We start from the raw sequence: 17,427 nt of genomic DNA, 5'->3' as shown, positions 1-17,427 counted from the left end.
GCTCCTCCACCGTATGGGGAAACACGCCGAAGAGCTTCTCCGGCAGGGGGCGCTTGGGGATTCCGTAGTGATAGTAAAGTCCCGCCTGCGCGCCCCAGCAGATGTGGAGCGTGGAATGGACGTGCTCCTTGCTCCACTCCATGATTTCGCACAGCTCCGGCCAGTAGTTCACCTCTTCAAAGGGCTTGTTTTCAACAGGCGCGCCGGTGATAATCAGTCCGTCAAAGTCCCGGTCCCGCACCTCGTCAAAGGTCTTGTAAAAGGACAGCATATGCTCCTGCGGCGTGTTTTTGGGAACATGGCCCGAGGGGGCGATTAGCTCCAGCTCAATCTGAAGCGGAGTATTGCCCAGAACCCGGGCCAACTGCGTCTCCGTTGCCACCTTGTTGGGCATCAGATTCAGCAAAAGGAGTTGGAGAGGACGGATATCCTGCGTCATGGCGCGCTTTTCCGTCATGACGAATATATTTTCCCGCGTCAGCGTACCGGTAGCGGGCAATTCATTGGGTATTTTAATAGGCAAGGCCGGTGTCTCCTTTCAAAGCAAGGGAAGCGCTCACGCGTTCACCTGCTCCAACGCCTGAGCGATATCTCCGATCAGGTCTTCTTTACTCTCAAGGCCGCAGCTAATTCGCACAAGCCCGGCGGGAATCCCCGCCTCCTGAAGCTGCGCGTCCGTCATCTGGCGGTGGGTGGAACTGGCGGGGTTCAGACAGCAGGTGCGTGCATCTGCCACGTGGGTTTCGATGGCGGCAAGCTTCAGATGCTTCATAAACTCCCCGGCGGCGGCGCGTCCGCCCTTCAGCTCGAAGGAAACCACGCCGCAGGAGCCATGGGGCAGATATTTTGCTGCCAAGGCATGATACTTGTCATTGATTAGACCGCAGTAGCTGACGGAAGAGACCTTGGGATGCTTCTCCAGATATTCCGCCACGGCCTGACCGTTCTCGCAGTGGCGGGCCATGCGGACATGGAGGCTTTCAAGACCCAGATTCAGATAGAACGCGTGCTGAGGGGACTGGATGGAGCCCAAATCCCGCATGAGTTGGGCGGTGCATTTGGTGATAAACGCGCCCTCCTTGCCAAACTTTTCAGCGTAGGTGATGCCGTGGTAGCTGTCGTCCGGGGTGCACAGGCCGGGGAACTTATCGGCGTGGGCCATCCAGTCGAATTTGCCGGAGTCCACAATGGCCCCGCCCACGGCTGCGCCGTGGCCGTCCATATATTTAGTGGTGGAGTGGGTCACAATATCCGCGCCCCACTCGAAGGGACGGCAATTGATGGGGGTGGGGAAGGTGTTGTCCACAATCAGGGGAACACCTTGGCTGTGAGCCGCCTGCGCAAATTTCTCAATATCCAGCACCGTCAGGGCCGGGTTTGCAATGGTTTCACCGAACACGCATTTGGTGTTGGGCTGAAAGGCGGCGATTAGCTCCTCCTCCGTGCAGTCCGGGGAGACGAAGGTGCATTCCACGCCCATTTTTGCCATGGTGACAGAGATGAGGTTGAAGGTGCCGCCGTAAATGCTGGAGGAGGAGACGATGTGGTCTCCGCAGGAGGCGATGTTAAACAGGGCGTAGAAGTTGGCGGCCTGACCGGAGGAGGTGAGCATCGCCGCCGAGCCGCCCTCCAGTGCGGCAATTTTCGCCGCCACGTAATCGTTGGTGGGGTTCTGAAGCCGAGAATAAAAATAGCCGTTGGCTTCCAGATCGAAAAGCTTGCCCATGTCCTCGGAGGTGGCGTATTTAAAGGTGGTGGACTGGACAATGGGAATTTGCCGGGGCTCGCCGTTGCCGGGAGTGTAGCCCCCCTGGACGCAGACGGTTTCAATGTTCTGCTTGCTCATACTGTTGAACTCCTTTCTGTGTGACGCCTTGGGGCAAAAGAAAAAGACCCCCGCCTCAAAGCATCCTTTGAGACGAAAGCCATAACTTCCGCGGTACCACTCAAATTGCGCGCCGTAAAACGCGCCTCTCACAGGCTCCAACAAGCCCTCTGCCTTAACGCGGCGACACGGAAAGACCTGTCCCTTTGCGGGTTCGCCCTTTCGACTCGGGAGCCATAGACACTGAAAACGGTTTCCCACCGGCTCGCACCAACCGCCGGCTCTCTGAAAGGTCCGCGTCTTCGTCCTCTCCGTCACTGCCTTTTATATATACACTATGTTGGAAATAATTTTAACACGGTTTTTTGAAAAGTCAAGGCCCTCTTACTGCGTTCAAAGGGCCAAAGCCGCCTGCGCCGGGCGAAATCCTTGATTGACGGGGCGGCGCTGTTTGAAGTATAATAACACGATTGAGTACTAAAGGAAAAAACGGAGGAACCACCATGTGGATTGCGGAGAGCTGGCGGGATTATGAATTGCTGGACTGCGGCGGCGGCGAAAAGCTGGAGCGCTGGGACAGGCAGCTCTTGGTGCGCCCGGACCCTCAGGCTATCTGGGAGACGGACCGTGCCTATCCCGGCTGGAAAAAGGCCGACGGGCGGTATCTCCGCTCCCAGACCGGCGGCGGGCATTGGGAAAAAGGAAAGCTGCCGGAGAGCTGGCAGGTTCATTACGGAGAGTTGACCTTTCAGGTGAAGCCCATGAACTTCAAGCACACGGGCCTGTTTCCGGAGCAGGCGGTGAACTGGGACTTTGCCATGGAAAAAATTAAAAATGCGGGGCGGCCTATCCGGGTTTTAAACCTGTTTGCCTATACCGGGGGGGCCACGGTGGCCTGCGCTAAAGCAGGGGCCGAGGTGTGCCATGTGGACGCGGCGAAAGGGATGGTGGCATGGGCGAAGGAAAACGCCCGGCTTTCCGGCCTTGCGGACGCGCCCATCCGCTGGATTGTGGACGACTGCGCCAAGTTTGTGGAGCGGGAAATCCGGCGGGGAAAGACCTATGACGCCATTATTATGGACCCGCCCAGCTATGGCCGGGGTCCCGGCGGCGAGGTTTGGAAACTGGAGGAAAACCTGTACGAGTTTGTGAAGCTGTGCGCCGGGGCGCTGTCGGACAAGCCGTTGTTCGTGCTGATTAACTCCTATACCACGGGGCTTGCCCCATCGGTGCTGGGGTATTTATTGGGCATTCTGGTGAAGGAGAAGTACGGCGGCAAGTGCGCATGGGACGAGCTGGGCCTTCCCGTGACCAGAACCGGACTGTATCTTCCTTGCGGCGCCACGGGGCGCTGGTGCAGCGAATAAGGATTGGAAGTAGTAAAGATGTCTACGATTCTTGAAACGGAGCGGCTTCAATACCTCTATCCAGCTGTGGAGGAGGGGGAGCAGGCGGTGCAGGCCCTGAGGGGCGTGGACCTGAACATTGAAAAAGGCTCCTTCGTGGTGATTTTGGGGCACAACGGATCTGGGAAATCCACGCTGGCCAAGACGTTTAACGCCATACTTCTGCCCTCTGCGGGCCGGGTGCTGGTGGAGGGGATGGACACAGCCGACGAAGATCGGCTGCTGGACGTCCGCCGCCGGGTGGGGATGGTGTTTCAAAACCCGGACAACCAGATTGTGTCCAACGTGGTGGAGGAAGACGTGGCCTTTGCTCCGGAAAATCTGGGCGTTCCCACATCGGACATCCGCCGCCGGGTGGATGAGGCGCTGGGCGCGGTGGGCATGGCGGACTTTGCCCAGCACGCGCCCCATCTTCTTTCCGGCGGGCAGAAGCAGCGCATTGCCATCGCGGGGGTGATCGCCATGGAGCCGGACTGCATCGTTCTGGACGAGGCCACCGCCATGCTGGATCCCACAGGCCGGCGGGAGGTGCTCTCCACCGCCCACCGGCTGAACCGGGAGAAGGGCATCACCGTGGTGCTCATCACCCACCATATGAACGAGGCAGAGGATGCGGACCGGGTGGTGGTGATGAACGAGGGAGAGCTTGTCATGGACGGTTCGCCCCGGGAGATTTTTGCCCGGGTGGCGGAGCTGAGAAATCTGGGACTGACCGCGCCGGACACGGTGGACCTGCTGGACCGGCTTCGCCAGGACGGGTTGAATCTGCCGCTGGACGCGATCACCGTGGAGGAATGCGCGGACGCGGTGGCGGCGGCGCTGCGATAAACAGGACAGGAAGGAACGGAGCATTGGAACCGATTTTAAAGGTCATCGATCTGACCCATACCTACGGGATTGGCACGCCCTTTCAGCGCAGCGCCGTGGAGAACATGAGCTTCGACGTGGCGGACGGCGAATTTTTGGGCGTCATCGGGCACACCGGCTCGGGAAAGTCCACTCTGATTCAGCACCTCAACGGGCTGCTGCGGCCCACCTCCGGGCAGATTTTGCTGGAGGGGAAGGACATCTGGGCCCAGCCGAAGAAAATCCGGGATGTGCGGTTCCGGGTGGGGCTGGTGTTTCAGTATCCGGAGTATCAGCTTTTTGAGGAAACGGTTTATAAGGACATTGCCTTCGGTCCCGCCAATATGGGCAAAACCGGAGATGAGCTGGACCGCTGTGTGCGGGAGGCCGCGCGGCTGGTGGGCATCCGGGACGACCAACTGGAAAAGTCCCCCTTTGAGCTTTCCGGCGGGCAGAAGCGCCGGGTGGCGTTGGCAGGGGTGCTGGCCATGGAGCCGAGGGTGTTGATTCTGGACGAGCCTACGGCGGGGCTGGACCCGGCGGGACGGGAAAACCTTCTGGCAAATATCCGGGACTATCACCGAAACAAAAACGGCACGGTCATCATGGTGAGCCACAGCATGGACGAGGTGGCCCGCACGGCGGACCGCGTGCTGGTTTTAAAATCTGCCCGGGTGCTGATGGAGGGAACGCCGAAGGAGGTCTTTGGCCGGGCGGACGAGTTGCTCTCCGCCGGACTGGATGTGCCCCAGATTACCCGAGTGGCCATGGCGCTGAAAGCCCGGGGCCTTGCGGTGGACCCTGCGGTTTACACCGTGGAGGATTTGGAGAAGCAGCTTTTGGCCCTGCGGAAGGGGGCGGAAGGATGCTGAAGGATATCACCCTTGGGCAGTATTTCCCGGGAAACACCGTGGCCCACCGGCTGGACCCCCGAACCAAGCTTTTGCTGACGCTTTTTTATATCGTGGGCTTGTTTGCGGCGGACTCCGTGCTGACCTACGGAATCATGATTCTTGTGTTTATGGGCTGTGCCCGCGTCTCACGGGTAGGCGCCCGGGCGCTGGTACGGGGATTAAAGCCGGTGCTGTTCATTATTCTGTTTACCGGCATTTTAAATCTGTTCTTCACTCCGGGCGACGATCTGTTCCGGTTTGGCGTGCTTCACGTCTCACGGCAGGGGCTTACCATGGCGGTGCGAATGGTGCTGCGCATCATGCTGCTGATTATGGGGACGTTTCTTTTGACTTACACCACCAGCCCTATCCGCCTGACAGACGGTCTGGAGCGGTTGATGGGCGGACTGAAAAAGGTACGGGTGCCGGTCCACGAGCTGGCGATGATGATGTCCATTGCCCTGCGCTTTATCCCCACGCTGATTGAGGAGACGGATAAAATCATGTCTGCCCAGAAGGCACGGGGGGCGGATTTTGAAAGCGGAAACCTGTTTCACAAGGCCAAGGCCCTGATTCCCATTCTGGTGCCGCTGTTTATCAGCGCCTTTCGCCGGGCGGACGAGCTGGCGGTGGCCATGGAGTGCCGCTGTTACCACGGCGGCGAGGGACGGACGAAGCTGAATCCCCTGAAATACGCCGCGCGGGATGCTTTGGCTCTGCTTCTGGGGGGGATAGTGACGGCGGGCGTGATTGTTCTGGGCCGGATTGGTTTTTAAAATAATTCCGTGCCTTGCGGGCTGAATACCGGAAAAGCGAAAAGAAGAAAGGAGCGGTCGCTCATGAAAGAAAAAAAGCTGGTTTTCTGGCTTCTGGGGCTGGCGCTTGCGCTGTGCGCCGCGCTGGCGGGCCTCGTCCTATTGCAGGGCAGCCGTCTGCGGACTTTGCGTGAAAACGCCCCGGCTGCGATTTCTTCCCCGCAGGACGGCGCGCCCGTATCAACCACGTCGGAGAACTCCGCGCACCTGACGGCAGCGTTTGAGCTGACCCCTGCCGGGACGGACGAGACAAAGGGGACGGCGACGGCGGAGATCACTCTGCGGCTGTGGGAGGACCAGATGGACGCGGCGGTCAAGCTGCTGATTGAAGCGGGAGAGAAAACAGTTTCCGTTCCGATGGAGCAAAGCGCCAACCGGACCTATACCGCGCCTGTGACGCTGGCGCTCCCCGGCAAACAGAGCGGAGAGGACACGTCCGTATCTCTGACAGTGGAGGTGGAGGAAGGCGGCGTCCTTTCTCGGGAGCGGCTTTGGGAGTATCCCGATTCACGGTTTATGACCACGACACTGCGGGCGGATTTAAAAGAGGGTGGCATGAGCTATGTGCGTAAATCCCTTCCCACGCCGGGGGTGGGCCTGATGCGGATCAACCCGGAGTGCCGCCTCACCGTGATGGACGGGGATGAGAGCGTGGCTATAAAAGATCCGGCCTTTCGGTTATACTGCAACGGGGAGCTGATCAAAAACCTGCCCGCCGTGGAGGATGAGGCGGGGCAAAATCTATACGGCCCGCAAACGTGGGACAATGCGCTGGTGTGCCGAAACGGGGACTGGGTAAACCTGTCCTTTTCCTGCACCGGGGAGGATGGACGCTTCTACGAATTTCCGTTGGAAACTGCCCGCATTGCCCATGGACAAGGGGAAGTGGCCTCCCGGCTCATGCCTCCGGCTGTGTCGTGAGCAGAAGGGTTCCCCGAAGTGCAGGCCGCTTAGAAGCTGAGGAGGAGAGGTTATGCGAAACATTGCGCTGAAGCTGATGTACAACGGCGCCGCCTACCACGGGTGGCAGGTGCAGAAAAACGCCGTTTCCATCTGCGGGACGCTGGAAAAAGCGCTTGCGGAGGTTTGCGGCGGTCCGGTGCACCTCACCGGCTGCGGACGCACCGACGCGGGGGTCCATGCCGAGCGGTACGTGGCCAATTTCCGCACGGAAAGCCGTATTCCAACAGACCGGCTGCCCTTTGCCGTGAACACCCACACACCACAGGACATCGCCGTGCGGGAGGCGCTGGAGGTGGACATGAATTTCAACGCCATCGGCTCCTGCATTAAGAAAGAATATACTTACCGCATTTACAATTCCACTTTTAAGAACCCCTTTTACGTCAATCGGGCATATTTTTATCCCAAGCGGCTGGACGAGGAATTTTTAAGCCGCGCCGCCGGCATGTTTGTGGGGACGCACGACTTTGCGGCAGTGCGGAGTGTGGGGACGGAGACAAAGTCCACCGTCCGCACAATTTACTATTGCGACGTATCCCGAAGCGGGGACCTTTTGGAATTAAAGGTCTGCGCCGACGGGTTTTTGTATAATATGGTGCGTGCCATTACTGGGACGGTGCTCTATGCGGCGGAGGGGAAATTTACCCCGGAGGATATCCCGTATATTCTTGAAAGCCGGGACCGCAGCGCGGCGGGTCCTACGGTTCCGCCGGGCGGACTGTACCTGACAAAACTTTGGTATGAGGATGAGCGGCTCAATGGCTGATAAACGGAACGACATCTGGAATGATGACGACGAGGAGGACCGCCCGCCAAGGCACCGCCTGCGGGGTTTTCTGGCCTTTTTTTTGTTGCTTGTGGCGGTGCTGGGCGTGGTGCTGGCTGCGGCATGGAGAGATGGCACGGGACTGGACGTTCTGCGGCGCTATGTTGCCTATGGCAAAAGCGAGGGAGACGGGTCCACGGGCTATACTTATGACGCGTCCCACAAAAACCGCTATGCAAAGCTGGGAAATACCCTTGCGGTTTTGTCGGACACGGCCCTTTCTCTGGTGGACGGAAACGGAAAGACCATCTGGTCCGCGTCGGTGAAAATGGAGGCCCCGGCACTGATTGCGCAAGGGGACCGGGCCGTGGCCTATGACGTGGGAGGCACGGAGCTGTACGTATTGGATAAGACCGGGCTGGTTTATCAGCTCACCGCAAGCGAGACGGAGCCGTACATTGCCGTCGCACTGAACAAGAGCGGCGAGCTGGCTGTGACCGCCAAAAAGCAGAGCTACAAAGCTTCCGTCGTGGTCTATGACACGGCGGGAAACGAGCTGTTTGAGTTCAGGTCGTCGGAGCGCTTCATCTCCGGCGCCTATGCCACCGACGACGGAAAGTATCTGGCGGCTGTGACGCTTGGCCAGTCCAACGGAGCCTTTGCCTCAGGCCTTGTGCTCTATGACCTAACGGCGCAGGACCCTGTCGCGTCATGGACCGTGGGCGAGGGGATGTGCTACGACATGGGGACGGTGGACCGAAGTCTGGCGCTGGTGTGCGACGACGGAGTGTATTTCAGCGCCGACGCGCGGGCGCTTTCCGCCTCGTATTCCTATGGCGGCGCTTATTTAAGGGAATATGACCTCCATGGCGAGGGCTATGCGGTACTGCTGTTAAACCGCTACCAATCCGGCAGCGTGGGCCGTCTTGTGACGGTGGGGTCAGACGGACAGGAGCTTGCATCCTTGAACGTCAGCGACGAAATTTTGAGTGTTTCCGCTGCCGGGCGGTACATCGCGGTGCTGTATACCGATAAGCTTGCGATTTACACGCCGCAGCTTGAGCAATACGCATCTCTCAACGGCACGGATTACGCCCGGGAGGCGCTGATGGGCGAAGACGGCTCAGCTTTGCTGCTGGCGGCGGAGCGGGCAGTGCGCTTTTTGCCATGAACGTGCAATTCTGGTCGATATTTCAGCGCGGTTCACAAATTATTTACGAGTGAAGAGGTAGGCAAAGTTGAAAACTGCTGTTATAATAGACTGTATTCTCGCGGCTTTGCTGCTGGGCTTTTTGATTTACGGCGCGTGGCGGGGCCTGTTTCGCTCTGTGGTGGGGTTGGTGATTGTGGTTCTCGCTTTGACGGGGGCCACCTTTGCGGCTCGGGAGCTGACGCCCATGGCTGTGGATTTGCTTCGGCCTGTGATTGAGTCCGCCATTTCACAGAGAGTAGACGACGCAATGAGCGGCGGCGCATCCTCACAGGCGGAGGGCCTGTCCCCGGAGGGGAGCGAGGCCGTGACTCCGGTGCAGCCGGAGCTTCCTACGGAGAGCATCGGCAGCGGGTCGTCTGCCGCCGGAAGCGGCGGGGAGGACAGCTCCCTGCTTCGCATACAGGCGGGAGAATTGCTGCGGCTGATGGGCTGGGATGACACGCTGACAAAGTCCCTGTCGGATAAAGCGGCGGAAAAGGTTCGGGAAACCGGCGTTTCTCTGGCGATGGCGGTGGCGGACAGTGTGACGGAATCCTTCGTATACATGCTGATTTTCGCCCTGTCCTTCGTGGCGCTGCTGTTGCTGCTTCATTTGGTGGCAAAGGCGCTGGATGTGGCGACAAAGCTGCCGGGCATCCACTTTATCAACGGGCTGGGCGGCGCGCTCATCGGGTTACTTCAGGGGGCGCTGCTGATTTTTCTGCTTGTCTGGCTGCTGCGCAGCACCCGCGTCTCTTTTGACGCAGAGACGGTGGCCCAAACCCATTTATTGCGCTTTTTTGTCTCCAACGGTCCGCTGGACCTGCTTTTCTACTGAGCTAACCCGGTTTTCCGCACGTCGGCGCAGCCTGCGCGGGATTCCGGACATCCACTGTAATTCTGGAGGTATACAATGCAACCGAAACTTTGCTCAAGATGCAAAAAAAATGTGGCCGTGGTGTTCATTTCCCGTCTGGACGGGGACAACACGGTAAACGAGGGCCTGTGCCTGCGCTGCGCCAAGGATCTGGGGCTTCCGCAGGTGGATGATATGATGAAGCGGATGGGGATTTCCGACGATGATCTGGAAACCCTGAACAACGAGATGCTTCAGGCCTTTGACGGCGTGGAGAACGTAGAGGACCTGCCTAAGGGCGAGACAGCCGAGCCCGAGCCCGAGGAGGAGGAGGGGAAAACCGCCACCTTCCCGTTTTTGAACCGGCTGTTTAACAACGGCGAGTCCCCTCGGGGCGACGAGCAGCCCTCCGGTGGCTCTGCCCGCGCGGACCGGGATCGGGAGCACAAGGGCGACAAAAAGCGCAAATTTCTAGAGAGCTACTGCCTGAACCTGACGGAGCGTGCCAAGTCCGGCAAGCTGGACCCGGTCATCGGGCGGGAGCAGGAGATCGAGCGCGTGATTCAGATTCTCAATCGCCGCCAGAAGAACAACCCCTGCCTGATCGGCGAACCGGGCGTTGGTAAAACCGCCATTGCCGAGGGGCTTTCCCAGCGCATCGCGGATGGGAAGGTGCCCTTCAAGCTGCGGGATAAGGAAGTCTACCTGCTGGATTTGACCGCCTTGGTGGCGGGAACCCAGTTCCGTGGCCAGTTCGAGTCCCGGATGAAGGGGCTTATCGACGAGGTGAAACGGCTGGGGAACATTATCCTCATGATCGACGAGGTGCACACCATCGTGGGCGCGGGAGACGCCGAGGGCAGCATGAACGCTGCCAATATCCTAAAGCCCGCCCTGTCCCGGGGCGAGATTCAGGTGATCGGCGCCACCACCTTCACCGAATACCGCAAGTCCATTGAAAAAGACACCGCATTGGAGCGTCGTTTTCAGCCTGTGACGGTGAGTGAGCCGTCTTTGGAGGACTCTATTCAGATTTTGAAGGGACTGGCCCCCAAGTATGAGACGTTCCACGGCGTGAAGCTCTCCGACGGGATTCTGCGTCAGGCGGTGCTGCTCTCCGAGCGGTATATTACCGACCGGTTTTTGCCGGACAAGGCCATTGACCTCATTGACGAGGCCTGCTCCGATTTGAATCTGAAAGACCCGGACATTTCCCGCCGCATGGAAATTCAGCGGGAACTGGACGATTATGAAAAGGAAACCGCCATGCTGGAGGAGTTGGCCGCCGAGGAGGGGGCTGAGCCGGATTATGCCCGGATGGCCCTTTTGAAAAGCAAACAGGCCAAGCTTGGGACGGAGCTGCAAGTCCTTTTGGATAAGGGCGACCCGTTGCTGGCCATGGAAAATCTGGCCCACGTCATTGAGCTGTGGACGAAAATTCCCGCCTCCCGCATTCGGGAGCAGGAGTTCCAGCGTCTGAGCCAGCTTTCCAGCCGTTTGAAAACCCACATCGTGGGGCAGGACGAGGCCGTGGAGGCCGTCACCGCCGCCGTGCGGCGGAACCGGGTGGGCATCAGCCCCAAGCGCAAGCCCGTTAGCTTCATTTTTGTCGGCCCCACCGGCGTGGGCAAAACAGAGCTGGTGAAGCAACTGGCCACAGACCTGTTCAACACGCCGGATTCTCTGATTCGTCTGGACATGTCCGAATTTATGGAAAAGCACTCCGTCTCCCGCATTGTGGGGTCCCCACCCGGCTATGTGGGCTATGACGAGGCGGGCCAGCTTACGGAGAAAATCCGCCGGAAGCCCTATGCCGTGGTCCTCTTCGACGAAATTGAGAAGGCGCATCCGGACGTGCTGAACATTCTACTGCAGATTTTGGACGACGGAGAAATCACCGATGCCCACGGGCGGAAGGTCAACTTTGAAAATACTGTCATCGTCATGACCTCCAACGCAGGCAGTGCCACCAAGGAGGGGACGGTGGGCTTTGACCGCACTGCCGGACAGCAGGACAGGGCCAAGGCCATGAAGGGGCTGGAGCAGTTCCTCCGCCCCGAGTTCATCAACCGGGTGGACGAGGTGATCTGCTTTAACCGCCTCAGCGAGGAGAATTTCCAGTCCATCGCCCGCATCATGCTGGAGGAGCTGACCGCTTCCCTGAAGGAAAAAGGTGTGACGCTGACATATGGCGACGAACTGCTGGCGTACCTTACCCGCAAATCCTATTCCATCACCTATGGCGCGCGGAATCTGCGCCGCACTATCCAGAAAGAACTGGAGGACCCCATGGCGGCCAAGATGATTGACAGCTACGAGCATCCCGTGTCTCAAATTAAGGCCACGGTGGAGGACGAAGGAATTAAAATTGAGGCTCTTTAAGGGCTGTAAAGTGAGGTGACTTTCGTGCTGTTTCGTAAGGACATCGATCCCCGGTGTGCTTATTGTCTGCGGGGCGCGCAGATCAATGAGCGGGACGTGGCCTGCGTGAAGCGGGGAATCGTCCCCGTGGAGGGCAGTTGCCGCAGCTTCCGGTACGACCCGCTGAAAAGGGTTCCGCCCCGGCCTGCGGCCTTGGAGACGGCGCGGCTGAGGGAAGAGGACTTTTCGCTTTAAGAGCGGTTTGAAAACAGAACAAGGGGGAAAATGGATATGGCGATCCAGAGAGTACGGGTGGTTTATTTCAGCGCCACAGGCTCCACCGAAAAGGTGGCGATGGCTGTGGCCAAAGGGGCGGCGTATAAGCTGGGAAAACCGGTGACGGTTACGAATATTTCTCTTCCTATGACGCGTGCAAAGGAAATTTCCTTTACGCCAAGCGACTTGGTAATCGTGGCCACGCCCACCTATGCGGGGCGCGTTCCCAACAAGATTTTGCCCTATTTCCAGAGCAAGCTGACGGGCAACGGTGCGCTGGCCGTGCCGGTGGTCCTGTTTGGTAACCGGAGCTTTGACAACGCGCTGGCGGAGCTGTGTGCGGAGTTGGAGGCCCACGGCTTCCACACCGTGTCCGCCGCTGCCTTCGTGGGGCAGCATGCCTTTGCAACCGAACTGGCCCACGGTCGGCCCAATGCGCAGGACTTGGATCAGGCAGAAGATTTCGGCAAAAAGGTTGCGGAAAAGCTTTTGTTGCTGGCGGAGACGCCTGCCCCCGTGCAGGTGTCCGGCGACCCTGCCGCGCCCTATTACACGCCGCTGGGAACCGACGGTCAGCCTGCCAAGTTCCTGAAGGCAAAGCCCGTGACGGATATGAAGAAGTGCTCTCAGTGCGGCGTGTGCGCCGCCGTCTGCCCCATGGGAGCCATCGACCCGAAAAATGTGGCCAGTGTTCCGGGGACATGCATCAAGTGTCAGGCCTGCGTCACAAAGTGTCCGCTGGATGCGAAATATTTTGATGATCCGGCGTTTTTGTCTCACAAGGCCATGCTGGAGGAGAATTATACCCGACCGGCGGAAAGTGCGCTGTTTTTATAAAAAGTCTTTCCGACGCGCGGCGATACAATCGCCGCGCGTCCGTTTTTTGTAGAAGCCTTGGCTTCACCGGGGAAGAAAGCCCTGTTCCGGCAAACGAAGTTTGTCGCTTTGCATTCTCCTGAGCAGCCGGATTTGCTGGGTATTGGCTGAGTATTTTTGTTTTTCAGCGTAGGGCGAAGCTGGGATTTTTTTATCTCTTTTTGGGTGAATCCGCTTCCGATCAGGAAGCGGATTGATTTTGTGTCGGGTCAGGCTGTTTCCGCATAATCTGTGGATGAGAACAGATTTGGAGGAGACAATATGGCTACTGTAACCAATTTTTTTCTCGGCGCCAATGGCGGAGCCGGATTTCAAAGCCTGTTTGACCGCTTGGTCGGAGAAGATACATATGACCTGATGATTTTAAAAGGGGGCCCCGGTGTTGGAAAATCCACGTTTTTAAGAATGTTGGGAGAGGCAATGGAGGGGGCCGGAGAGCGGGTGGAGTATCTTTGGTGCAGCGGCGACCCGGATTCGCTGGACGGAATTTACCTGCCTGACATGGGCTGCGCGGCGGTGGACGGTACGCCGCCCCACACCATGGAGCCCCGCTATGCGGCGGCGGTGGAGCGAATTGTGGATTTGGGCCGGTTCTACGACCTGACGGCGGCAAAGGCCGCTCGGGAAGAAATCGTGACCCTGATTCGGAAAAACAAGGAAGCTGTGGCTGGGGCTTACCGCTGCCTGAAGGCGGCGCGGGAAGTGGAGCTGGAGACGGTGACGGATGCGGGGCGATGTTTTGACCTCCAGCGGGCAAACAGGCGGTTGGACGGGATTATTGCACGGGAGCTGCGCAAAAAGGGAAATCAGTCCGGCAAGACGGATTGGCGCTTTTTGGGCGGGGTTACCTTCCGGGGGACCGTATGGCGGTTTGACAGCGTAGAGGCTCTTTGTCCCAAGGTCTATGAACTGGCAGACCGCTGGGAGTTGGCGGGCCCGCTTTTGGAACGGCTGCGCAAGACTGCGTCGGACCAAGGCTGGGACACGATTGCCTGCCCGTCTCCCGAAGAGCCGGGACGGCTGGAGCATTTGTTGATTCCCGGTCTGGGACTTGGCTTCGTCACCTCCCGGCCCGGAATGGAGTACGAGGGAAATCCCTTCCGCCGCATCCGTCTGGACGCGTTGACCCGGACGGAGGAGAGGGGGAGAGAGCGGCTGCTGCGGAGAATGTCCGCCTCCCTGCGGGAAGAAGCCGTCTCCGCCCTGCGGGACGCCAAGGACACTCACGATGTGTTGGAGGCGATTTACAACCCCTATGTGGACTTCGACGGTGTCCGGGCGCTGGCAGCTATTGAAACGGGACGGCTTTTAAGCTGGCAGAGCCGCCGGTAAGTGTTGCAAAAGCGGCAGATGTCCGCTATACTTAATACGACAAGAGATTTACGAAGGAAAGGGAAGTGGTTCTGTGGAAGACGGCTTTTCCGTAAAATTTATCGCCCGTATTCAAAGCGATTTTCAAACAAAATTTGGCGTTCCCCGCCAGAGCGGATTGGTGGAAGAGCTGGAGAGCCGCGTGGTATTTCTCCCGGAGTACCGCAACCCCGATGCGTTGCGGGGGCTGGAGGGCTTTTCCCACCTGTGGCTGATCTGGCAGTTTTCCGAATCTGTGCGGGAGGGCTGGTCGCCCACGGTGCGGCCGCCCCGGCTGGGGGGAAACACCCGCATGGGCGTGTTTGCCACACGGTCGCCCTTTCGCCCCAATCCGATTGGCCTTTCCTGCGTAAAGCTGCTGGGCATTGAGGAGAGCGGGGCTGACGGCTGCATTCTCCGGGTGGCGGGAGCCGATTTGATGGACGGCACGCCGATCTTGGACATCAAGCCCTATGTCCCCTATGTGGACGCCCACCCGGAGGCCACGGGCGGCTTTGCACCTTCCGCCCCGGAGCGGAAGCTGACGGTGGAGTGCCCGCCGGAGGCGCTGGAACTTCTCCCGGAAGGGAGCAGGGCAGCCCTGATGGGCGTTTTGGCCGAGGATCCCCGGCCCGCCTATCAAGACGATCCGGGACGGGTGTACGGCTTCGGCTTTGCCGGGGCCGAGGTGAAATTCACCGTGGACGGGAACCGGCTTACGGTGCTCTCTGTCATAAAAAATTAACACACGGCGGCTTGACAGACACAATTTCAGGTGCTATATTAGCAATAATCATACCAAAAGGCTTGGAAAAGGACATCGTTCGGGAAAGACACCAGAGAGGGGCCGCGCTTGCTGCAAGCGGCCCTTGCCGGAACCGAAGCGACACCGCCTTGGAGCCGCCCGCCGAAAGGGGAAACCTAAGTAGAACGGGACGGGACCTCCCGTTACAGAGGACACGAGCGGCGTCTGTTTTGGCGCAAGCAGGGTGGAACCGTGGAATACGAATTCGTATCTCACCCCTGATTTTTCAGGGGTGAGATTTTTTGTCGTCAAAAATCTCCGGCGGCGCGTCCGCGTGCCGTCCCGGCCCCAATTTGAGGAGGAATTGAAATGTCTGAAGCAAATGAGAAGCAGTTTACCTTTGAAGACCCGGCCTACCGCAAAACCTATTGGCACACCTGCTCCCACGTGATGGCGCAGGCGGTGAAGCGCCTGTATCCCGAGGTGAAGCTGGCCATCGGCCCCTCCATCGATGAGGGCTTTTATTACGATCTGGATTCTCCCGTCCCCTTCACTCCTGAGATGATGGAGCAGATTGAGGCCGAGATGCGGAAAATCTGCAAGGAAAAGCTGAAGCTGGAGCGCTCTGAGATGCCCCGGCATGATGCCATCAAGTTTATGGAGGAAAAGGGCGAACCTTATAAGGTGGAATTGATCAACGACCTGCCGGAGGACGCGGTGATCTCCTTCTATAAGCAGGGCGAGTTTATCGACCTGTGCGCCGGCCCCCATCTGGACTCCACCGGACGCATCAAGGGCAATGCCATCAAGCTCACCGCCTGCAACGCCGCCTATTGGCGGGGTGACTCCAACCGCCAGACCCTTCAGCGGATTTACGGCATCGCTTTCCCCAAAAAGGAGGAACTAGACGCATATCTGGAGCGCATTGAAGAGGCCAAGCGCCGGGACCACCGCAAGCTTGGTAAGGAGCTGGGCCTGTTTGCACTGATGGACGAAGGCCCCGGTTTTCCCTTCTTCCTGCCTAAGGGCATGGTCCTGCGCAATACTCTGCTGGACTACTGGCGTCAGGTTCATAAGAAATACGGCTATGTGGAAATTTCTTCCCCCATTATTTTAAATCAGGAACTGTGGCATCGCTCCGGCCACTGGGACCATTATAAAAACAATATGTATACCACCGTCATCGACGGCGAGGATTACGCCGTCAAGCCCATGAACTGCCCGGGCGGTATGCTGGTTTACAAGACCGAGCCTCACTCCTACCGTGATTTGCCGCTGCGTATGGCTGAGCTGGGTTTAGTTCACCGACACGAACTTTCCGGCGCGCTGCACGGTCTGTTCCGCGTCCGCTGCTTCACGCAGGACGACGCTCATATCTTTATGACATGGGATCAGATGGAGGCCGAAATCCAAAACGTGGTTCGCCTGTTTGACGAGGTGTACTCCGTCTTTGGACTGAGCTATCAGATCGAGGTTTCCACCATGCCGGAGGATCACATCGGTGAGAAGGAAACCTGGGACTATGCCACCGAGACGCTGAAAAAGGCCATCGAGCACATGGGCAAGGAATACGTCATCAACGAGGGCGACGGAGCCTTCTACGGCCCGAAGCTGGACTTCCATCTGGCGGACTCGCTGGGCCGGACCTGGCAGTGCGGCACGATTCAGCTTGATATGCAGATGCCCGAACGTTTTGATCTTGAATATGTGGGTGAGGATGGCCAGAAGCACCGTCCCGTCATGATCCACCGTGTGGTGCTGGGCTCTATCGAGCGGTTTATCGGTGTCATTATCGAGCATTTTGCCGGTGCGTTCCCCACTTGGCTCAGCCCCGTGCAGGTGAAGATTCTTACCATTACCCAGCGGGCGGACGAGTACGCGAAGCAGGTGGCCGCCACGCTGGAGGCGCAGGGCTTCCGGGTAGAGGTGGACCTGCGGAACGAAAAAATCGGCAAAAAAATCCGCGAGGCCCAACTGGAGAAGGACCCCTTCATGCTGGTGGTGGGCGACAAGGAGGCAGAAAGCGGTCAGGTGGCGGTTCGTCACCGGGCCGACGGCGACCTTGGCGTGATGTCGTTGGAGGCGTTTACTGCGCAGCTAAAGGAATTGGTGGACAGCAGAGCCGCCAAGTAAGGAAATTGAGAAGAACGCCGCGTCCGGTTTGCGGACGCGGCGTTCTGGAAAATCAGGGGGATACGAAGCGCTTTGTAGAAACTGCCGGAAACGGACGAAAAATTTACGCAAAAGCTGTGGCGTT

Annotated in this window: 16 protein-coding genes and 1 other annotated feature; of the genes, 14 read left to right on the top strand and 2 right to left on the bottom strand. The window is 58.6% G+C overall.

Annotated elements, in window-relative coordinates:
* Both RTU96_RS06995 and RTU96_RS06990 read right to left on the bottom strand, forming a co-directional pair.
* Positions 1 to 523, bottom strand: a 523-nt coding sequence (locus RTU96_RS06995; protein ID WP_312635803.1) for a homoserine O-succinyltransferase, incomplete at its 3' end; no start/stop codon positions are given.
* Positions 524 to 556: 33 nt separating this feature from the next.
* Positions 557 to 1,846: an O-acetylhomoserine aminocarboxypropyltransferase/cysteine synthase family protein gene (locus tag RTU96_RS06990; protein ID WP_312635801.1), complete on the bottom strand. Its 1,290-nt coding sequence runs from the start codon at positions 1,844 to 1,846 to the stop codon at positions 557 to 559.
* Between the two features lie 65 nt (positions 1,847 to 1,911).
* Positions 1,912 to 2,152, bottom strand: a binding site (T-box leader).
* A 176-nt stretch (positions 2,153 to 2,328) separates the two neighbouring features.
* On the opposite strand from RTU96_RS06990, the gene RTU96_RS06985 reads away from it, so the two are divergent.
* The 14 genes from RTU96_RS06985 to thrS all read left to right on the top strand — a co-directional run bounded on the left by RTU96_RS06985 (position 2,329) and on the right by thrS (position 17,303).
* Entirely contained in the window at positions 2,329 to 3,192 is an 864-nt protein-coding gene (locus tag RTU96_RS06985) for a class I SAM-dependent methyltransferase (RefSeq protein ID WP_293010288.1), read from the top strand.
* A gap of 18 nt (positions 3,193 to 3,210) precedes the next feature.
* Positions 3,211 to 4,059, top strand: coding sequence for an energy-coupling factor transporter ATPase (locus RTU96_RS06980; protein WP_312635800.1), 849 nt, complete (start codon positions 3,211 to 3,213; stop codon positions 4,057 to 4,059).
* 23 nt (positions 4,060 to 4,082) lie between these two features.
* Positions 4,083 to 4,949 carry an energy-coupling factor transporter ATPase gene (locus RTU96_RS06975; RefSeq protein ID WP_312635799.1) on the top strand — a complete coding sequence of 289 codons (867 nt, stop codon included), beginning with the start codon at positions 4,083 to 4,085 and terminating at the stop codon, positions 4,947 to 4,949.
* A complete protein-coding gene (locus RTU96_RS06970; RefSeq protein ID WP_312635798.1) occupies positions 4,943 to 5,746 on the top strand; it encodes an energy-coupling factor transporter transmembrane component T in 804 nt (267 codons plus the stop codon). The genes RTU96_RS06975 and RTU96_RS06970 overlap by 7 nt, the downstream gene beginning before the upstream one ends.
* 63 nt (positions 5,747 to 5,809) lie before the next feature.
* Positions 5,810 to 6,706: a hypothetical protein gene (locus RTU96_RS06965; protein WP_312635797.1), complete on the top strand. Its 897-nt coding sequence runs from the start codon at positions 5,810 to 5,812 to the stop codon at positions 6,704 to 6,706.
* A gap of 52 nt (positions 6,707 to 6,758) precedes the next feature.
* Positions 6,759 to 7,514, top strand: coding sequence for a tRNA pseudouridine(38-40) synthase TruA (gene truA / locus RTU96_RS06960; RefSeq protein ID WP_312635796.1), 756 nt, complete (start codon positions 6,759 to 6,761; stop codon positions 7,512 to 7,514).
* Positions 7,507 to 8,685, top strand: a complete 1,179-nt coding sequence (locus tag RTU96_RS06955; protein WP_312635794.1) for a DUF5711 family protein — start codon at positions 7,507 to 7,509, stop codon at positions 8,683 to 8,685. The genes truA and RTU96_RS06955 overlap by 8 nt, the downstream gene beginning before the upstream one ends.
* Before the next feature lie 67 nt (positions 8,686 to 8,752).
* On the top strand, positions 8,753 to 9,544 hold the full coding sequence (locus tag RTU96_RS06950; RefSeq protein WP_312281216.1) for a CvpA family protein: 792 nt from the start codon (positions 8,753 to 8,755) through the stop codon (positions 9,542 to 9,544).
* Positions 9,545 to 9,619: 75 nt separating this feature from the next.
* Entirely contained in the window at positions 9,620 to 11,944 is a 2,325-nt protein-coding gene (locus RTU96_RS06945) for an ATP-dependent Clp protease ATP-binding subunit (RefSeq protein WP_312635793.1), read from the top strand.
* A 24-nt stretch (positions 11,945 to 11,968) separates the two neighbouring features.
* Positions 11,969 to 12,178: a hypothetical protein gene (locus tag RTU96_RS06940; RefSeq protein WP_312611841.1), complete on the top strand. Its 210-nt coding sequence runs from the start codon at positions 11,969 to 11,971 to the stop codon at positions 12,176 to 12,178.
* Positions 12,179 to 12,214: 36 nt separating this feature from the next.
* Positions 12,215 to 13,036 carry a 4Fe-4S binding protein gene (locus tag RTU96_RS06935; protein WP_312635792.1) on the top strand — a complete coding sequence of 274 codons (822 nt, stop codon included), beginning with the start codon at positions 12,215 to 12,217 and terminating at the stop codon, positions 13,034 to 13,036.
* Positions 13,037 to 13,336: 300 nt separating this feature from the next.
* The gene (locus RTU96_RS06930) at positions 13,337 to 14,407 is read left to right on the top strand and encodes a hypothetical protein (RefSeq protein WP_312635791.1); all 1,071 of its coding nucleotides are present in this window, start codon (positions 13,337 to 13,339) and stop codon (positions 14,405 to 14,407) included.
* Between the two features lie 73 nt (positions 14,408 to 14,480).
* Positions 14,481 to 15,170: a tRNA (N6-threonylcarbamoyladenosine(37)-N6)-methyltransferase TrmO gene (tsaA, locus tag RTU96_RS06925; protein WP_312635789.1), complete on the top strand. Its 690-nt coding sequence runs from the start codon at positions 14,481 to 14,483 to the stop codon at positions 15,168 to 15,170.
* 369 nt (positions 15,171 to 15,539) lie between these two features.
* Positions 15,540 to 17,303 carry a threonine--tRNA ligase gene (thrS, locus tag RTU96_RS06920; protein ID WP_312635788.1) on the top strand — a complete coding sequence of 588 codons (1,764 nt, stop codon included), beginning with the start codon at positions 15,540 to 15,542 and terminating at the stop codon, positions 17,301 to 17,303.
* The last annotated feature ends 124 nt before the right edge of the window (positions 17,304 to 17,427 follow it).

The organism is Oscillibacter sp. (genome assembly GCF_032018205.1).
GTDB lineage: Bacteria > Bacillota > Clostridia > Oscillospirales > Oscillospiraceae > Oscillibacter.
Note: the sequence above shows the minus strand (reverse complement) of the source record. Positions and strands in the feature narration are given on the sequence as shown.